The organism is Pararhizobium qamdonense (assembly GCF_029277445.1).
Classification (GTDB): domain Bacteria; phylum Pseudomonadota; class Alphaproteobacteria; order Rhizobiales; family Rhizobiaceae; genus Pararhizobium; species Pararhizobium qamdonense.
On the sequence record NZ_CP119568.1, the window covers coordinates 109,596 to 132,597 of the forward strand.

A 23,002-nucleotide genomic window follows, 5' to 3' on the forward strand; every position below is an offset into this window, starting at 1 on the left:
TGTGCAGATCTGCACGTCGGCAAAGCCGACACTTTGGAGGATGATCCCGCCGTTCCGAAGGAGCGGATCCAAGTGCGCAATTATACGTCGCTGACGCGACGCCCTGCGTAGGGGCCTAAAGAGGGGCCGACCATGGTCCGACCGCTCCCGACGATGAAGTTCAAACCGGGAGCTTTACCGCCGTGGCCATCGCGCACTTCTCAGCCAGCATCGTCAGCCGCGGCGGCGGCCGCAGTGTGGTGCTGTCTGCTGCCTACCGGCACTGCGCCAAGATGGAATATGAGCGCGAGGCCCGTACCATCGACTACACCCGTAAAGAGGGGCTGCTGCATGAGGAATTCGTCTTGCCTGCCGATGCCCCGAAATGGGTGCGCGCGATGATTGCCGACCGCTCTGTTGCCGGAGCTTCGGAAGCCTTCTGGAACAAGGTCGAAGCCTTCGAAAAGCGTTCTGATGCGCAGCTCGCTCGCGACCTGACCATTGCGCTTCCATTGGAGCTGTCTACCGAGCAGAACATCGCACTGGTGAGGGACTTCGTCGAGAAACACGTCCTCGCCAAGGGTATGGTGGCCGACTGGGTCTACCACGACAATCCCGGCAATCCGCATATCCATCTGATGACCACATTGCGTCCGCTGACCGAGGACGGGTTCGGATCGAAGAAGGTCGCGGTCGTTGGCGAGGATGGCCAGCTGGTCCGCACGAAGTCCGGGAAAATCCTCTATGACCTCTGGGCCGGATCGACCGACGACTTCAACGTCCTGCGCGATGGATGGTTCGAGCGGCTGAACCATCATCTGGCGCTCGGCGGGATCGATCTCAAGATCGACGGCCGTTCCTACGAGAAGCAGGGCATCGAACTCGAGCCGACCATCCATCTTGGCGTTGGCGCCAAGGCGATCGAGCGAAAGGCGCAGGAGCAGGGCGTCCGGCCAGAGCTTGAGCGCATTGAATTGAACGAAGAGCGGCGGTCGGAAAACGTGCGTCGTATCCTGCGCAATCCAGCCATCGTGCTCGACCTGATCACGCGAGAGAAGAGCGTCTTCAATGAACGCGATGTCGCAAAGGTTTTGCATCGCTATGTCGATGACCCGACTGTTTTCCAGAAACTGATGTTACGCATCATCCTGAATCCCGAGGTACTTCGGCTGCAGCGTGACACGATCGCGTTCGCGACCGGAGAAAAGGTGCCGGCCCGTTATTCGACCCGTGCGATGATCCGGCTGGAAGCGACGATGGTGCGGCAGGCAATCTGGCTGTCGAACCGGGACGGTCATCCAGTCTCTGAAGCAGCTCTGGCCGCAACGTTCCGGCGGCATGAGCGGTTGTCGGACGAGCAGAAAACTGCGATCGAGCGGATCGCCGGTCCCGCCCGGATCGCAGCTGTGGTTGGACGCGCCGGCGCTGGCAAAACCACGATGATGAAAGCTGCCCGCGAGGCATGGGAACTGGCCGGATATCGTGTGGTCGGCGGAGCACTTGCCGGCAAGGCGGCGGAGGGCCTGGAAAAGGAAGCTGGGATACAGAGCCGGACGCTTGCGTCTTGGGAACTGCGCTGGAACCGTGGTCGTGACGTTCTCGATGACAAAACCGTCTTTGTCCTGGACGAGGCCGGCATGGTCGCCTCAAAACAGATGGCCGGCTTTGTCGATGCCGTCGTCAGGGCAGGTGCCAAGATCGTTCTGGCCGGCGATCCCGAACAGCTCCAGCCGATCGAGGCGGGGGCTGCCTTCCGCGCCATCGTTGACCGCATAGGTTATGCCGAACTCGAGACAATCTATCGCCAGCGCGAGGACTGGATGCGCAGGGCGTCACTCGATCTGGCGCGAGGCAACGTGGAAAAGGCGCTGACCGCCTATGATGCCAATGTCAGGATCACGGTAACGCGCCTGAAGGCCGAAGCGGTCGAGCGGCTCATCGGTGACTGGAACCACGATTACGATCAGACGAAGACAACATTGATCCTCGCGCATCTGCGCCGTGACGTGCGCATGCTGAACATTATGGCCCGCGAAAAATTCGTTGAACGCGGCATTGTCGGTGAGGGCCATGTCTTCAAAACGGCTGACGGCATTCGCCAGTTCGACGCGGGCGACCAGATCGTCTTCCTGAAGAACGAAGGGTCGCTCGGCGTCAAGAACGGCATGATCGCTCATGTCGTTGAGGCTGCACCAAACAGGATCGTTGCTGTTATCGGAGAGGGTGATCAGCGCCGCCAGGTCATCGTCGAGCAACGCTTCTACAGCAATCTTGATCATGGCTACGCCACCACGATCCATAAATCGCAAGGCGCTACTGTCGACCGCGTGAAGGTGCTGGCAAGCCTGTCGCTCGATCGGCATCTGACCTACGTGGCGATGACCCGCCACCGCGAAGATTTGCAGCTTTATTACGGCCGCCGGTCATTCGCCTTCAACGGCGGGCTCAGCAAAGTTCTTTCCCGAAAAAATGCCAAGGAGACCACGCTCGATTATGAGCGCGGAAGGCTTTACCGCGAGGCGCTGCGGTACGCAGAAAACCGTGGCCTCAACATCCTCCAGGTGGCGCGGACGCTGCTACGCGACCAACTCGACTGGACGCTGCGCCAGAAGACGAAACTGGTCGATCTCGGCCAGCGCCTTGCAAACTTTGCAGAGCGTCTCGGTCTGCACCATCCCCCGAAAACCCAAACGATAAAGGAGGCCGCGCCCATGGTCGCAGGCATCAAGACATTCCCCGGTTCCGTTGCCGACACAGCATGGAACAAGCTGGACACCGATCCAGCCCTCAAGAAACAATGGGAAGAGGTCTCGGCCCGCTTTTCTTACGTCTTTGCCGATCCCGAAACCGCTTTCCGGGCGATGAACTTCGATGCGGTTCTGGTGGATAAGGAAACGGCCAAACTGGCGCTTCAGACGCTGACGACCGCCCCGGCGTCGATCGGACCGCTCAGGGGCAAGACAGGCGTTCTTGCTAGCAGGACAGAGCGCGAGGACCGTCGCGTTGCAGACCTCAATGTTCCGGCCCTGAAGCGCGATCTTGAGCAGTATCTGAGGATGCGCGAGACCGCCGTGCAGCGGCTGCAGGCGGATGAACAGGTTTTGCGTCAGCGCGTGTCGGTCGACATCCCGGCATTGTCGCCGGCAGCACATCTGGTGCTGGAGCGCGTGCGTGATGCAATCGACCGCAACGATCTGCCGGCTGCCATGGCATATGCACTGAGCAATCGGGAAACCAAGCTGGAAATTGACGGGTTCAACCAAGCCGTCACCGAACGCTTCGGCGAACGTACCATGCTCACCAATGCCGCGCGCGAACCCTCCGGAAAGCTCTTCGACAAACTCTCCGAAGGGATGCAGCCCGAGCAGAAGGAGCGTCTGAAGGAAGCTTGGCCGATCATGCGTACGTCGCAGCAACTCGCCGCTCACGAGCGCACCGTCCAGACCCTGCGGCAAGCCGAGGATTTGCGTCTCTCCCAGCGCCAGACGCCGGTGATGAAACAATGAGTCGGCGCCTTCTCCTGTTCCTGGCCGGTGCGGGCGGGGTGATCGCCGCACTAGTGGCAGTCGGCTATATGGGCGGCTTTCGGTTGAACCTGACGCCGAGCGAGCCGCTTGGACTCTGGCGTATCGTGACCCTCCAGCGTCCGGTCGAAGCCGGCGATCTCGTGTTCATCTGCCCACCGGCAACCGCTTCATTCGAGGAAGCACGGCGCCGCGGCTATGTCAGGCGCGGCCTCTGCCCGGGTGGCTATGCGCCGCTGATCAAGACAGTGGCGGCGCTTCCCGGACAGCATGTGGAAATAGGCGCGAATGTCACTGTCGACGGTAGGCCTCTCGCCTCATCGATCGTTCGCGCGAGCGATGGCGAGGGCAGGGCGATCACACCGTTCAAAACCGGCATCGTGCCACTGAGATATCTGTTTCTTCACTCATCCTTTGCGAGCTCCTATGATAGTCGGTATTTCGGGCCGGTTCCGGACACGGGCCTTCTCGGCCTGGCGCGGCCGGTCCTCACATTCGATCCATAACTGGCGGCGATCCTGCCTGCTCATCGCGGTATCTGTCACTTGCGGCTGGACTGCCTGGAGCGGCCATGTCTTGACCCTTCCGGTTGCTGTGTTGTTTCCGGCGCTCTGGGTGTTGTCGCCGTCCAGACTGACCGCGTTGCTCGTCTCGGCCGGATATTTTCTGGCTGCCTCGCGTGGGCTGCCGCAGGGCGTCGCCAACTTCTATGCCGCCGATCTCTGGCCTGGGCTTCTGCTCTGGGCAACAGCTTCTCTCTCCTTTGCCGGCACTGCCGGAAAGCTACAGGTCAGAGGAATTGACCGGTGGCCCACAGCATCTTCGTTACATTGAGGCCAGCATCGAGATGCACGCGCAGATGAGCGCAGTGAGTACCCTGATCAGCATGCTCGGCTACATCCCGACCGTTAACTAATCCGGATTCATGGCCATACATGGTGAGCAACTCGGCCACCGGCGCTCTCACATCAGTTTTCTGCGAATTGCCAGCGCCGTAAGATGGGCCTTGCTCCGGACATCGAAGCGCTTCATCGCCTCGCGAAGCTTGACGCGGACGCTGTTGTATTTGACGCCCTCCACATCAGCAATCTCCTCCATCGTCATGCCGACGGCGATCCATCTTAGATAGGTCGCCTCTTTAGGATCGAGCCAGGTGGCATCTTCCACGGTAGGAGTGGTTTGAAGGAACGAGATGCAGGCAGGGAGCTGTCCGACGGCAGCGGCGGCCGCGACCGCGTCGATCTCACGGTCGAGATCGATTGCTTGCCTTTCCGACGCTAGAGTGAACATCGACATCGAGCCGTTGGCAGTCTTGATCGGAACGGTTATCCCGGAGCGGATGCCGAAATCGGCAGCATGCGCATAGAAGGCGCGCTCTTCCTTCGATTGCCTTGCGCGATCGTGTTCGCTGGACCACGCAAAAACTTGCTTTCTGGATTTCGCGCGCTTGACGACCGGATCGAGCTTATCGAAGTTCGTCTCGAAATACGTCGACCGCCACTCGCGATGATAATTGGTGACTGCAATGCTGTGCTTGTGCTGGATGTGCAGATAGGCGTAGCCGGTGAAGCCAAAGTGGTGGGTGAGGTCGGAAAGGCCCTGCGTGAGGATGCTTTCGTCGCCCTGTATCGCCGCAAGATCGGTCAGCTTGTCCAGCCAATGCTGCATTTTTCACTCCGATTTGGTCGTCAGGTGGAACAGATCACTAGAGCCCCTCGACGTTTACAATTATATGCGCTCAAAAATCAACCCAAGATTGCATAATAGTGCATGTGGAACTAGAATAAAAGCCACTTTATGAGTTTGTGAAAACCCTCGGCGACGCGAGCCTTCGCCCCCGGCGGACTTCGCTCACCGCGGAGTGAATGCGTTGGAACAACTCGCGACAGGACCTACCGAACCTGCAACTGCCAGTCTCGCCTGATCGAGCGGGGACGGGTTGGAGATGTCTTTGTGACTCAGAGCGAGCGCAATGTCGATCTGATCGGACAGAACCCCTTCTGTGTAATACATATGCCCGGTCTCGCAGCTGGTTGAGATCGAAAGTGGCTTTACAATCATATGCAGACGCTCGTGCTCATCGCCAGGAACACGGCAATCGCTTCCCTGGTCGACGGAAGCATCCCTGTACAGAATTGATCCTGACGCCGGCGGCGGAATATCTCAATTTTCGCCGCCACCAGCCTCTCGGCGTCAGTCAATCGAGCGTCAGCGCCAGGAATCAAGTGCTGGAAAAGGAGCGCGTATTCCGCTAGGGCGGCAGCGATGTGGGTTTTGCATGTGCCGGGCCAACCAACCAGACAATCGCGCTTGCCAGGATAGCGCGCAGGTCTGTTCCATTGAACCCGCTGTAATTTTTCCTCACGACGTTCTGGAACAGCTAATCGACTCTGCCAACCGCTTCATCATTTTTGGAGAAGAACTACGGGAGCAATCAGGCTATTAGCACAGCGCCGCCGGCGCCGCAGGTCAACATCAGCTATAGATCATAGTGCTTTGCCTTGGCACAATGTGGTAGGTCCGCCAGCTAGCCAAGCGAATAGCAAGCCTGGAGCGACTAGTTCCTGAGCCTGCGAAGTACCCCCTGCGAAGCGGCGAAACTTGCCCTCCTTGTCCTCGAACCATGCGTCCAACGCACAGTACGGGATCGCGCGGTTGGTGTTTCAGTTCCATAAACAGCGTGTGCCTAAGTAATGATGTCCTCATCAGACAGATCACCCTGGCTGGGGGTGCAAAGGTCCGTTTGATGCAGCTTCGTGGATCGTTGGTGCGCACACTACCATAGTCTCCCGCTTCTGAGTTGTCGTTGATGATCGCTGGATGCTTTGGCGCCTGCATCTTGGCTCGCACCATATCACCGAAGCTCAGCCGGGGGTCTTTGATGCCGGACCAGCGAGCGGGCAATATCGATGATATCGTCCCGCGAGGCCGTTGGATCTTTCATATTCCAGGCAACCCCCATGCCAATCTTGAAATCCACCCCCCTCACCTTTCGAAGCTCGAAATTGCGGTTGGGGAAATCTCTCGTCCATTGCGGTGCAAAGCCAATGCCAAGGCCTGCTGATACCAACGAGATCAGCGCGAAGGTGTCGTCGCAGCTATAGGCGATATTGCGGGCCAGATCGTGCTCGGCAAACATCTCGGCAAAGTACCGCTCTGTATAGGAGAGGTTCTGGCGCGAAAACGAGATGATCTTTTGATCGCGTAGGTCTTCGATGTCGATCTCTGCCAGATTGGCAAGACGGCTTTCCTTGGCCACAGCGAGCAGATATTCATCATTCGCCATGGAGAAGAACCGCAGGCTTCCGATGTTCTCCACGGGCCGGATGAAGCCAAGGTTGATCTGGCCGGATTCCAGGCTGCGGATGATATCGCTGGTCGAGCCGCTCTGGATCTGCAGCTGGATGTCGGGATATTTACGAGCGATCTTCGACAGAAAGGTTGGAAGCACGCCGATGGTGGCTGGATAGATCGTGCCGATCCGGATCTTGCGCACGGTCTTGCCGGCAGCCGAACGCGTCGCTTGCGCACTCATATCGATATCGCTCAAAATCCGCACACTGCGGTTATAGAATGTCTCGCCGGCAACCGTAAGCTCTACCCGCCGTGTCGAACGGACAAACAGCTGCACGCCCAGCTCCCGCTCCAGCGCCTGGATCTGCGTCGACAGGGCCGGCTGGGCGATATGCACCCGTGCTGCCGCCCTGCCGAAATGCAACTCCTCGGCAACAGCGACGAAGTAGGTGAGTTGGCGCAGTTCCATTTATCCTACATATTGTTGGTTTTGATACCAACATATCGTACATGGACCCGTGTGGTTTGTCATGAACAAATTGTGGGGATGGAGCCATTTGCTAGAAACTTACGCTCACGCGCCGCGAAACTCGGTATTTCGAATGCCGAGGTGGCTCGCCGTGCCGACCTGAGCGATCGCCGCTATGGCAATTACGTCAGTGGACGGCGGGAGCCGGACCTAGCGACGTTAATTCGTATTTCAAGAGTTTTGGGTGTCAGCGTGGACGAACTGGTAGGTTCGACAGTCGAAAAACGGACTGAAAGCAAGGAGCATCTACTTCAAGAACGCATCGAGGCTGCACTGCGAACTCTTGACCATGACGATCTTCAGAGACTTGCCATCATGGTCGAAGCACTTGCGGTTGCTCGCACCCCCCCATGAACGGCTCACGCCCGCGGCGACTCGGAAATTTGCTCGCCTTGATAGGAACGATCAACAGTTTCAGTTGGATTTCAGTAGTTTCAGCTACTTAGGTAACTCCGGGCGAGAGTATCCGTAGCGAGCAACGGAGGCGGACTGTGTAACGTACATCCACATTGGTTGCGGATGACATTCAAATAGCTGCGCACAGCATCAATCGCTTTGGCGCAACTTAGCGAGGGCATCATCTGAGAGTTAGCGCCCCATAATGAACAAGCACCGTTGCCTACCTTTTTGATCCATTCTTGCAGTGAGCGCACCAAATTCCTTTGCTTTGGGACTGGAGGGCGGGTTTGCCACAGCGAAGTCGCTCGGGGAAGATAGGAGAATAGTTTGCGCATCACCTGCGTACCTAGAAAAAAATGGCACACCAATGCATCCGGATGACTTCGCCAAACACGACTGCATCACGATGCGTTTTGTACAATATCTTGATCGTGAGTGGCCCTCTGTCGTAGACGGCGCCGTGCGAAACGTTGCAGTAAAAGGCCGTCGGGTTGCCAATGGGGGGGGAACCCTTAGTTTTGAAGCATAGGTGAATCGGTTTCGTCCGGTTGTTTTCGTATGGTCAACCAGGCGTGATCCATCTCGCGGCCAATCAATCATTCTGGGGAAACCGCTGCTAACCGCACCGAAGCGGTGTCGCTCCAAAGAAGTTGTACTTGTACAACAACAGCTTCCCGAATCCGGATGCTGTTGGTTAATCTGTCGTTAACGAAAAAGACTTTGCCACGCCGGATAGAATCGGGCCTAATGAGATCAGCGCATTTTAAGCGCTAATCAAATAATAAGCGCGGATTGAGTCGGGGCCAATATGTTGAACATCGCAGGCAATAAAAATGGTGAGAGCCTGCGCTCTCTGATCGCCACTGATGCCGAAGAATTGTCGCGCCAGCTGCAGGCGCACCAACAGCGCACATTCCCGCCCACAGCGCAAAAGAATATTCGCCAGTTCACACCGGCTGAGGCTGCCGATTTCATTGGTATCCACCAGGGATATCTGCGCCAGATCGTGGCGGATGGGCATGGGCCTGAACCCTTGGCCAATGGCCGCCGTCAATATTCGGTGCAGGACATCGAAAACCTTCGCCATCTTCTTGACGAAGGCGGGAAGGGGCCTCGCAAATATGTCCGCCATCGGCGTGAGGGTGAAAAGCTTCAGGTCATCTCCGTGATGAACTTCAAGGGCGGTTCGGGAAAGACCACGACATCGGCGCATCTTGCACAGTTTCTCGCCTTGCGCGGCTACCGGGTTCTTGCCATTGATCTCGATCCGCAGGCATCGCTCTCGGCGCTGTTCGGGCATCAGCCGGAATTCGACGTCGGCGAAAATGAAACGCTTTACGGTGCGATCCGTTATGATGGCGCCAGGCGGGACGTGACCGATATCGTACGGGCGACCTATACGCCCAATCTCCATATCATTCCGGGAAATCTGGAATTGATGGAGTTCGAGCATGAAACGCCCAAGGCTCTGGCCGACCGGCATCAATCGGATTCGATGTTCTTTGCCCGCATCGGCGAATGCCTGGCAGAGATCGAAAGCGCCTACGACATTGTGGTGATCGATTGCCCGCCGCAATTGGGCTTCTTGACGCTTTCAGCGCTCTGCGCGGCGACGGCGGTTCTCATCACTGTGCATCCGCAGATGCTCGACGTGATGTCGATGAGCCAGTTTTTGCATATGACCGGGGATCTGCTGTCGGTTGTCGAAGAAGCCGGCGGTTCGATGGACTATGATTGGATGCGCTATCTCGTGACGCGGTATGAGCCGAACGACGGTCCACAATCGCAGATGTCAGGCTTCATGCGCTCGATTTTCGGAAACCGGGTTCTGGAAAATTCGATGGTCAAATCGACGGCGATTTCCGATGCCGGGCTGACCAAGCAGACGCTGTATGAGGTGGACAGGAACCAGTTCACCAGAGGTACCTATGACCGGGCGCTTGAATCCCTCACGGCCGTGAATACGGAAATAGAGGATCTGATCAAGCGAACATGGGGGAGGAAGTAACGGGTGGCGCGCAAGAATGTTTTTAGCCTCATCGAATCCGATGTGAACCCGCAGGTGGACAATGAGCCTGCGTTTGCCAATTCGCGGCCGCTTGCCGGTTTTGAAAAGCCGTTGAAACGGGCAAGTCCCGTTGGCGCCATATCCCAGTCGCTGGGTGGCGTGCATGAGAAGGCACAGCGTGTCGATGCGCTGGAGAAGCAGCTTGCTCAGGGGCAGGCGATCGTCGAACTCGACACGGCGGTACTGGACAGTTCGTTCGTTGTCGATCGGCTCAGCGTGAGTTCGCAAGACCAGGCGCTTCTGGTTTCTCAGATTCGCGAACACGGGCAGCAGGTGCCTATCCTTGTGCGTCCGCACCCGGAGAGGGAAGGGCGCTTTCAGGTTGCCTATGGTCACCGCCGCCTGGCCGCCATCAGGACGATCGGCGGCCCCATCCGCGCCGTGATTCGCGATCTCACTGACGAACAGCTCGTTGTCAGCCAGGGGCAGGAAAACAATGCGCGGACAGACCTGACATTTATCGAGCGCGCCTTCTTTGCTTCACGCCTGGAAGGACGCAATTTCAGCCGCGATGTCATCATGTCTGCGCTGGGTGTCGATAAGGCTGCCCTGTCGCGCATGATCGCGCTTGTAAACCGGCTGCCTGCTGAACTTATCGAAGCGATCGGTGCCGCTCCCGGTTTTGGCCGGACGCGCTGGGCCGAGCTTGCCGATCTGATCGAAGACGAGAGCCGGAGGAAACGAGCGCTCGATTCACTTCGCGCCACAGGTTTTGACAGCCTGACATCAGACGCGCGCTTCCAGGCGGTCTACGACCGGCTGCGGGAGAGCAGGGACAAGGCGCGAAGCTCGTTTTGGAGTGCCGGTACGGGCCGCAAGGCGGTGAGAATATCCGAGACGGGCGACGCTTTGAAACTGGTGTTCGACAAGACGGTCGAGCCGGATTTTGGCGCCTATGTGGAAGGCAAGCTTTCCGCGCTTTACGACGATTTCGTGCAATCGAAAGAGACAACAGGAACAGGAGACTGAACCGCAAAAGAAAAAGGCCCCCAAACGTTTCCGTCGTGGAAGCCCTTCTCATAAGTTTCGCAGCTAGAGAATCACATTTCCACGAATCATAGTCAAGAGTCTTTGGCATCGTTTTGGTGAGCAAATTTCTTTTGCCTTTTACAAGGTGAAGAAAATGCAGGTTGGAAGTGTGACGACGCCCTTTGGGCGGCGGCCGATGACGCTTGCCATGGTGGCAAATCAAGTTTTGGCCCAGGAGATCGAGCCGGAAAAGTCGGTCGACAAGTGGAAACTCTATCGCAGTTTGTGCGAGGCACGTTCGCGCCTTCAGATAACCGATCGTGCTTTAGCGGTTATGAACGCGCTCTTGAGCTTTTATCCGAAGAATGAGCTGTCGGTGGACAACGGCCTCGTCGTCTTTCCCTCGAATGCGCAGCTCTCGTTGCGTGCCCATGGAATGGCGGAACAGACGTTGCGCCGGCATCTGGCGGTGCTTGTCGAGGCGGGGCTTCTGTCGCGCAAGGACAGTGCCAACGGCAAGCGCTATGCGCGCCGTGACCGGGCGGGCTCGATCGACGAGGCCTTCGGCTTCTCCCTAGCACCGCTTCTGGCACGAGCCGATGATATCGAACGGCTGGCAGACGAGGTTGTTGCGGAGCGCCTGCATACGCAGCGCCTGCGCGAGCGATTGACCATCTGCAGCCGCGACCTATCAAAGCTCATCGAAACCGCGCTGGAGGAGGGGATTGCGGGCGATTGGGCAGGCACGCATCTGCATTATAGCGCTCTTTTGGGCGCACTCCCGCGCAAGCCAGGGGCAATTGAGCTGACGGCCGCGCTGGGCGAAATCGAGGCATTGCGCGATGAGGTGGCCAACCGATTGGAAACACAGATCAATCAACAAAAAACAAGCGGCAATGCCCTCCAAAATGAGCGGCACATACAGAATTCAAATCCCGACGCTACTTCTGAATCTGAACCTGCTCTCGAAAAGAAGCAGGAGGAAAATTCCGTGACCGGGCGGCACGGTGGGAATGAGCGGGTAAAGGCGTTCCCACTCAACATGGTGCTGTCGGCATGCCCGGATATCACCATGTACGGGCCGGGCGGCGGTATTTCCAGCTGGCGTGACCTGATGGCTGCCGCAGTGGTGGTGCGCTCGATGTTGGGCGTCAGTCCCAGCGCCTATCAGCAGGCTTGCGAAATTCTCGGTCCTGAAAATGCGGCGGCCGTGATGGCTTGCATCCTAGAGCGGGGCGGCCAGATCAATTCTGCCGGCGGATATCTCCGCGATCTGACCCGCAGAGCCGAAAAGGGCGAGTTTTCACTGGGGCCAATGTTGATGGCGCTGATGCGGGCCAATGCGCCGGGGGACCGGAAAGCCGGGTAGGGCAGGGGGCCTTGTCCAGCCCACAGAGCCCTGTTTGCAGTCTAGGCTGGCCTTCGCAACCGGGACGCCTGATCGTCAATCGGGGGAAGCGCGTGAAAATCCTCCGGGGGCGCGGGCCGGCCGACATGAAAGCCTTGGACGTGATCGATGCGAAATTCGCGCATGAGTTCCAGCTGTTCGTCGGTTTCGACACCTTCGACGAGGATTTTGTGGCCGCGATTACGCACCAGCCCGATAATATCCTGCAGCATGGCCTTACCCCTTGCGGTGCTGCTGTCGTGCAGGAAGGAACGATCAATCTTGACGGTATCGAAATCGATCAGACGCAGCCAGGAGAGGCCGGCAAAACCCGTTCCGAAATCATCGAGCCAGATCCGGATACCCAGCATCTTCAGATCGCTGATGCAGCGCAGGATGTCGGAATTCATCTCCATTTCGATGCCCTCGGTGATCTCGAAGGCAAGCCTGCCGCCGGCAACACCGGTATCGCCAAGGATGGCAGCCACAGATGTGGCAAAACCAGGCGTCTTCAGCTGGATCGGCGATACGTTGACGCTGACGACACGGACATGATTGTCGATCAGGAGATCGGCACAGACTTTGCGGATAGCCCAGTATCCAAGGTTCAAGATGGCGCCGGTTCGCTCTGCGATCGGGATGAAGAGAACGGGAGAAACCGCAGTTCCATCCAGCATCTTCAGACGCATCAGGGCCTCGACGGCCTCGAGGCGGCCGGTGGAAACGTTGCGGATCGGTTGATAGACCAGCGATACAAGGTTCTGACCGGTGGCGATTTTCAGGAGAGCCGCGATATTTTCGCTCTCATCGCTGCTTTGCGGATCATTGGGGTCGAACAGCTTCGCGCAGTTGCGTCCGCTTGCCTTGGCGGCGTACAGGGCGCGATCGGCCTCGTGGATGATCTTTTCAAGTTTCGTGCCGGCCTGGCTCCGGGTGAACGCAGCCCCGACGCTGACCGTGACGATCGACATGCCATCGCGGCGCTGCTGGTGCACCAGGCCCATGCTTTCCACGGTCTGGCAGATGTTTTCCGCCAGATCGGCAACCTCTTCCAGAGTGTCCACGCGCGCAAGCACGACGAACTCTTCGCCGCCATAACGACCGATCGAGCCATTGTAGCGCTTTATCGAATCCGCAAGGGCATCGGCGACCAGGATAAGGCATCGATCGCCTTCCTGATGGCCGTAGCAATCGTTGTATTTTTTGAAGAAATCGACATCGATGAGGATGGCTGCAAAACTGGTGCCATATCTCTGCCAGTCGCTCCAGTAGTCCCGGAGCCGTTGATCGATGGCGCGGCGGTTTTCAAGTCCGGTCAGCGGGTCGGTATTTGACAATCGCAACAGTGCATCGCCCCGCTCCGACGCCTCTTTTTGCTGAAGCTTTGCCTCGAAAGCATTCAGGAACACCTTGTAGCGCTCCCTGTTCAGCTTCCAGTTCACATACGAGGTGAAAACGAAGCAGGAGATGCAAAATGTTCCGAATGCAAGCTTGTAGGAGTGGTCGATCAGCGGAAAAGACTGCAACGCAGCCAGGAAAATGAACAGGATAATGGCTGAGGCAATCAGGGACAGGCGGAACTGGAAGCTGAAAAACAGATTGACGCTCATCATGAAGATCGCGCCGAACACCATGTAATAGGAGATGCTGACGGTATCGGCCGTCATCAGCGACGGGTAGAGCCAACCGGCATAGGCAACAACCAGGCTGGCGGCGCAGGTTGTGTCAATCACATCGGCACTGGCATTCCAGCGAACCTCGGCTTCCAACAGGAAAAAAGCAATGGTCCCGATGACGAAACGGGATGCAACCACATATGCTGCGACGTCCGGAACGAGCAGAACGTCGGTGATCGAAAACAGCAGGTAGACGGCGATCGCGATCCACATGCCGTGACGCGTATCCTGGCGGCGGATGTTCTGGCCTTCCTCCTTATAGAGCGTGCGAAGCTCCGCCGATGCCGGCCGTAACGGCTCAGCATTGAGGTCGATCTCCACTACATCGGCCAGCGTGTGCTTCATGCACGTTCCATGGGGTTGCGTCGCATCCTTCCACCCTTGAACTGAAATTCCGGCTGCGACCATAACCCGCGATATTTGCACGCGCAGGAAAGCGAGGCAGCCCATCAAGAAAAGACAGCACTTTTAGGCACAGTAGGCGACGTACATTAAGTTTTCCTGAATTTGCCGTAGGTTAGCAGGCTCGGGCGATCAAACCAACTGTTACGCGAGCACGTTAACCATGACATGCGGTTACGTGCAATTTTGATTGGCACTGCACGCGTTTTTCTCCATAGTGTTAACGATCCGTTAACGCATGAGGCTCGAGTGACCCAATTTAAGATTGCCTTTGATGGCGAAAGCCTGATCACCCCTGCGGCCATAACCACAGAACTTTCATCCTCCAAAACCGATCTTCACTATGAGCAATTGGCAACCGGCCGCGTGGAAGTCGCGCTGGCGCTGAAGATTGCGCAGCAGCAGATCACCGATGAGCAGAGCCCCGCGCTGATCATCCATCGCCTGATCGGCACGCTTCATGAAACGCGGCGCAAATATCATCACAACGTCTGGCAGGAACTGATCCCGATCGTGCAGAACCATCCGGTCGCCGATTTCTTCCATGAGGATCCCTTCACGCGCTGGTCGTTCATGAAGCCGCGTGGTTATTCCGGCGATGCGCAGTTGATCGACTTCATCTACGGCCATCCAAGCGTTTCGGGGGAAATCGCCAAGGCTTCGCCGCTCGGCAAGGAACTCTACGGTTACACCAGCCAGTCGCCATCTCCGGTTGCAGTGCGCGAACGGCGCGATCTTCTGACACGCTATGTCGACGAAATCGCGACGGAAAAAGGTCCGGATACGGAAATTCTGACTGTCGCGGCCGGCCATTTGCGTGAGGCTGACAATTCGGTTGCGCTGCGCGAAAAGCGGATCAAGCGCTGGGTGGCCCTCGATCAGGACCCGCTCAGCGTCGGCTCGATGGTCCGCGACTTCAACGGTACCTGCGTCGAGGCGATCGACGGCTCCGTTCGCGGCCTTTTGACGAAATCACACACACTTGGCAAGTTCGACTTCATCTATGCGGCAGGTCTCTACGACTATCTCGCCGACAAGGTGGCGATCAAGCTGACGCAGACCTGCCTGGACATGTTGAAGCCAAACGGCGTGTTTCTGTTCGCCAATTTCTCGCGTGACGTCGATGATGACGGCTATATGGAAACCTTCATGAACTGGGCATTGCTGCTGCGTTCAGAGGTGGAAATGTGGAACATCATCAACGCCAGCGCCGACCGCAACGCGGTTGAGGCGCGTGTCGAATTCGGTGAAAACCGCCATATCGTCTACGGTATTATCCGCAAATACGGCTGAGACTTGAGAGGGGCGGCCAGGCCGCCCCGATCCATCAACCCTTGAACAGATATTGCTCGATGGAGGCCGGTTTCATCTCGATGGAGAAGCCCGCGGCCTGGGGCGGCATATAGGCGGCGTCCTGAATGATGCAGGGCTCCAGGAAATGTTCGTGCAAGTGGTCGACATATTCGATCACCCGCCCGTCCTTGGTGCCGGATACCGCGACATAGTCGATCATCGACAGGTGCTGGACATATTCGCAAAGGCCGACGCCGCCGGCATGCGGCCAGACCGGAAGGTCATATTTCGCGGCAATCAGCAGAACGGCCAGCACCTCGTTCAGCCCACCCATGCGGCATGAATCGATCTGCACGATGTCGATCGCGCCCTCGGCGATGAACTGTTTGAACATGATGCGGTTCTGGCACATTTCGCCGGTCGCAACCTTCACGGCGCCTATGCCGGCGCGGATCTTGCGGTGTCCGGCCACATCGTCCGGGCTGGTCGGTTCTTCGATGAAGAATGGCTTGGCAAAGACGAGCTTGTTCACCCATTCGATGGCTTCGTTGACTTCCCAGACCTGGTTGGCGTCGATCATCAGGTAACGATCCGGGCCGATGACCTCGCGGGCGATACGCAGGCGGCGGATGTCGTCATCGAGATCACGGCCGACCTTCATCTTGATATGGTTGAAGCCCGCATCGATCGCTTCCTGGCAGAGGCGGCGCAGTTTGTCATCGTCATAGCCGAGCCAGCCGGCGGATGTCGTGTAGCAGGCATAGCCTTCCGCCTCGAGCGTCGCGATGCGCTCGGCCTTACCGGCTTCGGCGCGCTTGAGAATGGCGACCGCTTCCTCGCGGGTGAGCACGTCGGTGAGGTAGCGGTAATCGACGATATCGGCGATCTCTTCGGCCGGCATGTCGGCGACCAAGCGCCAGACGGGCTTGCCGGCCTGTTTGGCAAGCAGATCCCAGACGGCATTGACGACGGCGCCGGTGGCAAGATGCATGGCGCCCTTGTCGGGGCCGATCCAGCGCAGCTGGCTGTCGCCGGTCAGATGCCGCCAGAACTTTCCGGGATGCGCGAGGATATCGCCAAGTTCGGCGCCGATGACCAAGTGTTTCATGGCATTGATCGCCGCGCAGCAGATTTCATTGCCGCGGCCGATCGTAAATGTCAGCCCGTGGCCCGAAAGGCCGTCCATATCTGTATCGAGAATGACGTAGGCCGCCGAGTAATCCGGATCGGGGTTCATCGCGTCCGAACCATCCAGGCTTTGCGAGGTGGGGAAGCGCAGGTCAAAGACGCGAAGATCGGTGATGCGGGTCATGGGTTTGCTCCGGAATGGATGGCGGCGTCGGTCGTGAATGGGAGCTGGCCGGTGCGAGCGATCCCGCACCGGCCAAGACTCTAGATATCTGCCCGTGTGGTTTGCTTCTGGCTTCCGAGACCTTCGATGCCGAGTTCGACGACATCACCGGCTTTCAGATAACGTGGCGGCTTCATGCCCGTGCCGACGCCGGGCGGCGTCCCTGTCGAAATGATGTCGCCGGGATGCAGCGACATGAACTGGCTGAGATAGGACACGAGGAAGGCCGCCCCGTAGACCATGGTTTTCGTCGTGCCGTTCTGCACCGTCTCGCCATTGACCTTCAGCCAGAGCCCGAGGTTCTGCGGGTCGGCAACCTCGTCCTTCGTTACCAGCCAGGGGCCGATCGGGCCGAATGTGTCGCAGGATTTGCCCTTGGTCCACTGGCCCGAGCGCTCGATCTGGAAGGCGCGTTCGGAAACGTCATGCACGGTGCAATAGCCGGCTACATAATCGAGGGCGTCTGCCTCGGACACATATTTGGCCGTCTTGCCGATGACCACGCCCAGTTCGACTTCCCAGTCGGTTTTTTCGGAACCGCGCGGGATCAGCAAATCGTCGTTTGGTCCGACGATGGCCGAGGTCGCCTTCATGAAGATCACGGGTTCCGGTGGAACGGCCATGCCGGATTCGGCGGCATGGTCGGCATAATTGAGACCGATGCAGATGAATTTCCCGGTTCCGGCAACGCAAGGTCCGATGCGCGGCGTGCCCTCGACCAGAGGCAGGCTCGATAGGTCGAGATCCGCCAGTGTGGCCAATGCAGCCGGGTCGATATCCTTGCCACCGATATCGGCGACATGGCCAGACAGGTCACGGATCGCGCCATCGGCATCGAGAATGGCCGGCTTTTCGGCGCCGGGTGTACCATAGCGAAGAAGTTTCATGAGGGTGTTCCTGTTTTAGGGCGTTAGATCGTCCAGCCGCCGTCGATGGCGTAGGCCTGGCCGGTTGTATAGGTGGCGCCGGCGAGATAGACCGCGAGGCCGGCGATCTCTTCCGGCGTGCCGAGCCGGCCCATCGGCTGGCGGGCGATGAAGGCGGCGCGGGCGGTATCGTAGTCGCCCTGCGAACGCATGCGTTCCTGCAGCGACGGACTTTCGACCGTGCCGGGGCAAATGGCGTTGCAGCGAATGCCCTGCGCGACATAATCGGCAGCTATGGCCTTGGTCAGGCCGATGACGGCTGCCTTGGTGACGCCATAGGCAAAGCGGTTGGGCACGCCCTTGATGCTGGAGGCGACCGACGACATGTTGATGATCGAGCCGTCGCCACGCGCCAGCATGCCGGGAAGGACGGCGCGGATAGTGCGGATCATCGCCTTGACGTTAAGGTCGAACGCGAATTCGAGATCGCTGTCCTTCATCTCCAGAACCGAGCCGCCATGAACGACGCCGGCGCAGTTGAACAGAACGTCGATATCGCCGATTTCGGCGACCAGCTTTGAAACCGCATCGGCTTCCAGCACATTGAGAATGTGGGTCGTCATACCCGGCTCATTGCCGAGCTTCGCAAGCGCCTCGGCATTGATGTCGGTGGCATGGACGGTGGCACCCGCACGGGCGAAGGCGAGGGCCGAGGCCTGGCCGATGCCTTGGGCTGCAGCGGTGATCAGGACTTTCTTGCCGGTCAGATTGGCGGTCATGTCATTAGCCTCTTTTAGGTTTTCTTGCGTTCGACGATAAGAATGTGATCGGCGGCGAGCACGACTTCGCCGCGTTGGTTGATAACTTCGCAGCGTTCGGTGACACGGCCGGATGCCGGCCGTTTCGGGTCGTCATCCTTGGCCGCGATCGTCACGCGCGTGCGGATGGTATCACCGATATGGACCGGACGGACGAAACGCAATCGATCATAGCCATAGGAAAATGCGACGGGATTGATCAGCGATGCGGTGAGGCCGACGCCGATGGAAAAGATCATCGTACCATGGGCGATACGCTGGCCGCCGGGCAGGGTCTTGGCAAATTCGGCATCCATATGATGCGGGAAGAAATCACCCGTATGACCGGCATGCACGACGAAATCGGTCTCGGTAATGGTGCGGCCGGTGGTCAGCCTGACGGAGCCGGGTTCATAGTCTTCGAAATGGATGATCTGTTCGCTCACGGTTCAAACCTCGGCAAGGGCGCAAGCGGCGTCGCCGGCTGCGCACTGGATTGATAGGCAGCCTCGACCAGCGCCATGGTCTGCCAGGCATCTTCGACGGAGCCGATCAGGGCATCGTCCTCGCCGGTGGCAAAGCGCTGCAGATTGGCCATGCGATTGGCAAAGGCATCGGGAAACCATGCGCCCTGCAACGGCACGGAAATCCATTCCTCGCCACCGGCAGGGCGGATCCAGAGCTCGTCCGGCTCGCCGCGCGGATAGTCGAGATTGACGCCCAGCTTGACATAGGCAGCGCCCTTGGTGCCGGAAATGCGAAACTCGCAGGCCTGGAACTTGCGGCCGAAATCATGGTCGTGATTGACGGACAGAACGCAGCGCAGCCTGTCGCCATAATCGAAAATGGCCGCCGTGCGGGTCTGGGGGACGTCATGGTTGGGATGACCGATGGTCTTGGCGTGGACACCGTGTGGATTGCCGATCAGGCCCCGGATGAAATCGAAATAATGAATGGAGTGCATGGCGATTTCGATCCGTGGCAGACCTTTGAGAAAGGGCCATAGTCCCCACGGCGTTGCAAGCGCCAGCCAGGCGTCAAAATCGACGATCTCGCCGAGAAAACCGCGATCGACGGCATCTTTGAGAGCCAGCATCATCGGCGCAAACCGCAGCTGGAAATTGACGGCCGCCTTTAGCTGGCGCGCGCGGCAGATCGTCAGGATTGCGGTTGCGGCGGCAAGGTCCGCGCCCATCGGCTTCTGGATGAGCGCGGCAGCGCCGATCGGCAGTTTCGACAGGATGGCGGCATGTGTTGCCGGAGGCGTGGCGAGGTCGAAAATGGCGCCCTGGACTGCGAGCGCCTCGTTTTCATCCGCAAACGCACGGGTGCCCCATGTTTCCGCCAATACACGGGCCTTTCCGGCATCCGGATCGTAAACCCCCGCAACCGGAAAACCGGCATTCCTGTAAGCCGGCAAATGCGCATCGCCAACGATGCTGCCAGCCCCAAATATAACGATGGGACGCGGGGCATCAGGCTTTGGCCACCATTGGCGCAGCGTTGTGGGATCGAAGGTCATGTCGTTACCCTCCCCTTGAGGGGGAGGGTCGGGCCGCAGGTCCGGGGTGGGGTGATTGCCGCGAACTCAGAGCTTGTGGTGATCACCCCCACCCGCGCGTGCCGCGCGACCTCCCCCCTCAAGGGGGAGGTAAAGGGCGACCGGCTGATGTGGAATGAAGTCGCCGGGCAACGATCTCCCTCTTCTCCCCAGCGGGGAGAAGTGCCGAGCGGATGCGAGGCGACGAGGGGGGCTTCGGCGGAGCCGGAGCCAAGGTGAGGTGGCCTTCGGCCCCCCTCATCCGGCGTTCCACGCCACCTTCTCCCCGCTGGGGAGAAGAGGGAGGACGCCGAGGGCCATATGCGATTGCCCTTTCCCTGTAAGTGAGTTCGGCCAAACATCTCAATCATGATGAAAAACCTCTTCCATCATCGCCCACCACTCGCCGTCTTTGCGCGTGGACAGCGGTCTCTGGCAGGGCATGCAGACCGACCACCATTCCTTGTTTTTCGGATGCGCCGCCATCTTCGCCATATCGGCGTCGAAGTCGGAGCCGGTATATTCCCAGTAGCCGAACAGCAGGTTTTCCGGTTCCTTCAGGAAGATCGAGTAGTTGGTGATGTTGCAGTCCGAGATCAGGGCCAGGATTTCCGGCCACACGGCCGCATGCAGCCGCCGGTATTGCGCGATCTTGGTGGGCTCAAGCCCGATCACCATGCTCATGCGCTGCATCATCGTCTCCCGTCAGGCCCGGAATTCGTGGGTGAATTCTTCGACCGAGCGCGATTTGACCGCATCCCAATCCCAGGAAATGCCGATGCCCGGCTCGGAAGGTGCCAGCGCCTTGCCATCGACGATCTCCATGCGCTTGTCCGTCAGGTCGTCGAGCTGCGGAATATACTCGACATATTTGCCGTTCTGTACGGCGCAAACGAGGCTGACATGCAGTTCCATCAGAAAATGCGGGCAGACTGGAATATCGAAGGCTTCGGCTGCATGCGCAACCTTCAGCCATGGCGTGATGCCGCCGATACGGGCGACATCGACCTGGACGATCGAGCAGGCGCCCTTTTGCATATACTCACGGAAATGGCGGATCGAATACATCGATTCGCCAACGGCAATCGGCGTCGTGGTCGAGCGCGAAAGCCGGATATGGCCGTCGAGATCGTCGGCCGGAAGCGGCTCCTCGATCCAGGCGAGATCCAGTTCCTGCAGGCGTCCAGCGCGCCGGATCGCCTCATCGACGGCAAAGCCCTGATTGCAATCGGTCATGATCTCGAAGGCCGGTCCAACGGCCGCGCGCACCGCCGACAGCCGGTCATAATCTTCCGAACCGTGCGGGCGGCCGATCTTGATCTTGGAGCCGGAAAAGCCTTTGGCTTTCGCCTGCAGCGCATCATCGACCAGCGCCTGCTTGTCGATATGCAGCCAGCCACCCTCGGTCGTGTAGAGCGGGCAACGGTCGCGGGCGCCGCCGGCAAGCTTCCAGAGCGGCAGGTTCTGCTTCTTTGCGCGCAGATCCCAGAGTGCCGTATCGACAGCCGCGAGCGCCAAGGCCGTGATCGGGCCGATCGTGGTGGCATGCGTGGCAAATTCCAGCTTGTGCCAGATCGCCTCGATGCAATCGGGATCCGCGCCGATCAACAGCGGCACGAGATGGTCCGACAAAAGCCGCATGACGGAGGAGCCGCCCGTGCCGATCGTATAGCTATAGCCGGTTCCGGTTGCGCCATCGGAATCGGTGATGGTGACGAAAGGGGTTTCCTGGCTGACAAAGCTCTGGATCGCATCGGTCCGCTTCACCTTCGGCTGAAGGTCCACCATTCGCAGTTCAATTCTCTCTATACGGGCCATCAAAGCTTCCTCAGGGTACAAGGCTCTTGCCGGTGGTCAGGTCGAACAGGTGCGCTTGCGAAAGATCGAAGCTCATCTTGATGGCCTGGCCGGAGGGCAGGGGGCGCGGATTGAGCATACGCGACACCCAATCGCGGCCGTTGAAACCGACAAAGACCAATGTTTCGTTGCCCAGCGGCTCGGTGATCGACACCGGCAGTTCCAGTTCGGCGACCGCCTCGGCATCGCCGGAATTGAGCCCATGACCTGCCGGAAAGAAATCGTCGGGCCGCAGGCCGAATGTCAGCTTCTGGCCGGCCGTCAGGCTTTGGCGGAATTTTGGTGGAATTGGCAGCGTGGCGCCGCTGGCAAAGACCAGCTTGCCATCATCCACGGTCACATCATCCATGTTCATCGGCGGCGAGCCGATGAAGCCGGCAACAAATTTGGTCAGCGGCCGGTTGAACACTTCTTCCGGCGTGCCGATCTGCTCGATATGGCCGTCGCGCATGATGACGATACGGTCTGACAGCGTCATCGCCTCGACCTGGTCATGCGTGACATAGATCATTGTCGCCTGCATGCGGGCATGCAGCTTCTTGATTTCGGTTCGAACCTGCGTGCGCAGCTTGGCATCGAGATTGGACAGCGGCTCGTCGAACAGGAACACATCCGGGCGCCGGACGATCGCCCGGCCCATGGCGACGCGCTGGCGCTGGCCACCGGAAAGCTGCGACGGCCGGCGCTCAAGCAGATGCGAGAGATCGAGGATGGCGGCGGCATCGGCCACCTTCTCCTTGATTTCATCGACCGGGCGCCCGGCGATCTTCAGCGAAAATCCCATGTTTTCGCCCACCGTCATATGCGGATAGAGCGCGTAGGACTGGAACACCATCGAGATATTGCGGGCGCGGGGCGGCAGGTCGTTGACGACATTGCCGCCGATCTCGATCGTGCCGCCGCTGACGTCCTCGAGGCCAGCGATCATGCGCAGCGTCGTCGATTTTCCGCAGCCGGACGGGCCGACCAGGGCGATGAACTCACGGTCCTTCACTTCGAGGTCGATGCCGTGCACCACTTCCAGTGCGCCGTAGCGCTTGACCAGTTTCTTCAGACTGACAGGAGCCATGA

General features: G+C 58.8%; 18 protein-coding genes and 2 pseudogenes. 9 read left to right on the top strand and 11 right to left on the bottom strand.

Annotated features, from left to right (window positions below):
• Positions 1-182: 182 nt before the first annotated feature.
• The 4 genes and pseudogenes from traA to PYR65_RS25905 form a co-directional block, all read left to right on the top strand.
• Positions 183-3,485 (top strand): Ti-type conjugative transfer relaxase TraA, encoded by a 3,303-nt coding sequence (traA, locus tag PYR65_RS25890; RefSeq protein WP_276122189.1) that lies wholly within the window; start codon positions 183-185, stop codon positions 3,483-3,485.
• Positions 3,482-4,009 (top strand): conjugative transfer signal peptidase TraF, encoded by a 528-nt coding sequence (gene traF / locus PYR65_RS25895; protein WP_276122190.1) that lies wholly within the window; start codon positions 3,482-3,484, stop codon positions 4,007-4,009. Before traA ends, traF begins: the two co-directional genes overlap by 4 nt.
• Positions 4,010-4,025: 16 nt before the next feature.
• Positions 4,026-4,268, top strand: a pseudogene (locus PYR65_RS25900) (conjugal transfer protein TraB); the annotation flags it as partial.
• A 4-nt stretch (positions 4,269-4,272) separates the two neighbouring features.
• Positions 4,273-4,419: pseudogene (locus tag PYR65_RS25905) on the top strand (transcriptional repressor TraM); the annotation flags it as partial.
• A 47-nt stretch (positions 4,420-4,466) separates the two neighbouring features.
• On the opposite strand, the gene traR reads toward PYR65_RS25905, so the two are convergent.
• Positions 4,467-5,171: an autoinducer-binding transcriptional regulator TraR gene (gene traR, locus PYR65_RS25910; protein ID WP_276122191.1), complete on the bottom strand. Its 705-nt coding sequence runs from the start codon at positions 5,169-5,171 to the stop codon at positions 4,467-4,469.
• Positions 5,172-6,357: 1,186 nt separating this feature from the next.
• A complete protein-coding gene (locus PYR65_RS25915; RefSeq protein WP_276122192.1) occupies positions 6,358-7,266 on the bottom strand; it encodes a LysR family transcriptional regulator in 909 nt (302 codons plus the stop codon).
• On the opposite strand from PYR65_RS25915, the gene PYR65_RS25920 reads away from it, so the two are divergent.
• From PYR65_RS25920 to repC, 4 genes are all read left to right on the top strand, one after another.
• Positions 7,252-7,680 carry a helix-turn-helix domain-containing protein gene (locus PYR65_RS25920; RefSeq protein WP_328518524.1) on the top strand — a complete coding sequence of 143 codons (429 nt, stop codon included), beginning with the start codon at positions 7,252-7,254 and terminating at the stop codon, positions 7,678-7,680. The genes PYR65_RS25915 and PYR65_RS25920 overlap by 15 nt on opposite strands.
• An 853-nt stretch (positions 7,681-8,533) precedes the next feature.
• The gene (gene repA / locus PYR65_RS25930) at positions 8,534-9,733 is read left to right on the top strand and encodes a plasmid partitioning protein RepA (protein WP_276122193.1); all 1,200 of its coding nucleotides are present in this window, start codon (positions 8,534-8,536) and stop codon (positions 9,731-9,733) included.
• Positions 9,734-9,736: 3 nt separating this feature from the next.
• A complete protein-coding gene (gene repB, locus PYR65_RS25935) occupies positions 9,737-10,762 on the top strand; it encodes a plasmid partitioning protein RepB (RefSeq protein ID WP_276122194.1) in 1,026 nt (341 codons plus the stop codon).
• Positions 10,763-10,916: 154 nt separating this feature from the next.
• The gene (gene repC / locus PYR65_RS25940) at positions 10,917-12,131 is read left to right on the top strand and encodes a plasmid replication protein RepC (RefSeq protein WP_276122195.1); all 1,215 of its coding nucleotides are present in this window, start codon (positions 10,917-10,919) and stop codon (positions 12,129-12,131) included.
• Positions 12,132-12,172: 41 nt separating this feature from the next.
• Here repC and PYR65_RS25945 read toward each other — a convergent pair whose 3' ends face one another.
• On the bottom strand, positions 12,173-14,170 hold the full coding sequence (locus PYR65_RS25945) for a putative bifunctional diguanylate cyclase/phosphodiesterase (RefSeq protein ID WP_276122196.1): 1,998 nt from the start codon (positions 14,168-14,170) through the stop codon (positions 12,173-12,175).
• A 306-nt stretch (positions 14,171-14,476) separates the two neighbouring features.
• Here PYR65_RS25945 and PYR65_RS25950 point away from each other — a divergent pair, with 306 nt between their 5' ends.
• Positions 14,477-15,520, top strand: coding sequence for a class I SAM-dependent methyltransferase (locus PYR65_RS25950; protein ID WP_276122197.1), 1,044 nt, complete (start codon positions 14,477-14,479; stop codon positions 15,518-15,520).
• A 34-nt stretch (positions 15,521-15,554) separates the two neighbouring features.
• On the opposite strand, the gene PYR65_RS25955 is transcribed toward PYR65_RS25950, so the two are convergent.
• From PYR65_RS25955 to PYR65_RS25990, 8 genes are all read right to left on the bottom strand, one after another.
• Positions 15,555-16,832, bottom strand: coding sequence for an L-fuconate dehydratase (locus PYR65_RS25955; protein WP_276122198.1), 1,278 nt, complete (start codon positions 16,830-16,832; stop codon positions 15,555-15,557).
• A gap of 80 nt (positions 16,833-16,912) precedes the next feature.
• Positions 16,913-17,758: a fumarylacetoacetate hydrolase family protein gene (locus PYR65_RS25960; RefSeq protein WP_276122199.1), complete on the bottom strand. Its 846-nt coding sequence runs from the start codon at positions 17,756-17,758 to the stop codon at positions 16,913-16,915.
• Between the two features lie 23 nt (positions 17,759-17,781).
• Positions 17,782-18,516, bottom strand: coding sequence for an SDR family oxidoreductase (locus PYR65_RS25965; protein ID WP_276122200.1), 735 nt, complete (start codon positions 18,514-18,516; stop codon positions 17,782-17,784).
• A gap of 14 nt (positions 18,517-18,530) precedes the next feature.
• A complete protein-coding gene (locus tag PYR65_RS25970; protein ID WP_276122201.1) occupies positions 18,531-18,980 on the bottom strand; it encodes a MaoC/PaaZ C-terminal domain-containing protein in 450 nt (149 codons plus the stop codon).
• Positions 18,977-20,056, bottom strand: coding sequence for a Gfo/Idh/MocA family protein (locus PYR65_RS25975; RefSeq protein WP_276122202.1), 1,080 nt, complete (start codon positions 20,054-20,056; stop codon positions 18,977-18,979). The genes PYR65_RS25970 and PYR65_RS25975 overlap by 4 nt, the downstream gene beginning before the upstream one ends.
• Positions 20,057-20,437: 381 nt before the next feature.
• Positions 20,438-20,767 (bottom strand): L-rhamnose mutarotase, encoded by a 330-nt coding sequence (locus PYR65_RS25980; RefSeq protein WP_276122203.1) that lies wholly within the window; start codon positions 20,765-20,767, stop codon positions 20,438-20,440.
• 12 nt (positions 20,768-20,779) lie between these two features.
• Entirely contained in the window at positions 20,780-21,892 is a 1,113-nt protein-coding gene (locus PYR65_RS25985; protein ID WP_276122204.1) for a mandelate racemase/muconate lactonizing enzyme family protein, read from the bottom strand.
• Positions 21,893-21,902: 10 nt separating this feature from the next.
• Positions 21,903-23,000 carry an ABC transporter ATP-binding protein gene (locus PYR65_RS25990; RefSeq protein WP_276122205.1) on the bottom strand — a complete coding sequence of 366 codons (1,098 nt, stop codon included), beginning with the start codon at positions 22,998-23,000 and terminating at the stop codon, positions 21,903-21,905.
• Between the last annotated feature and the right edge of the window lie 2 nt (positions 23,001-23,002).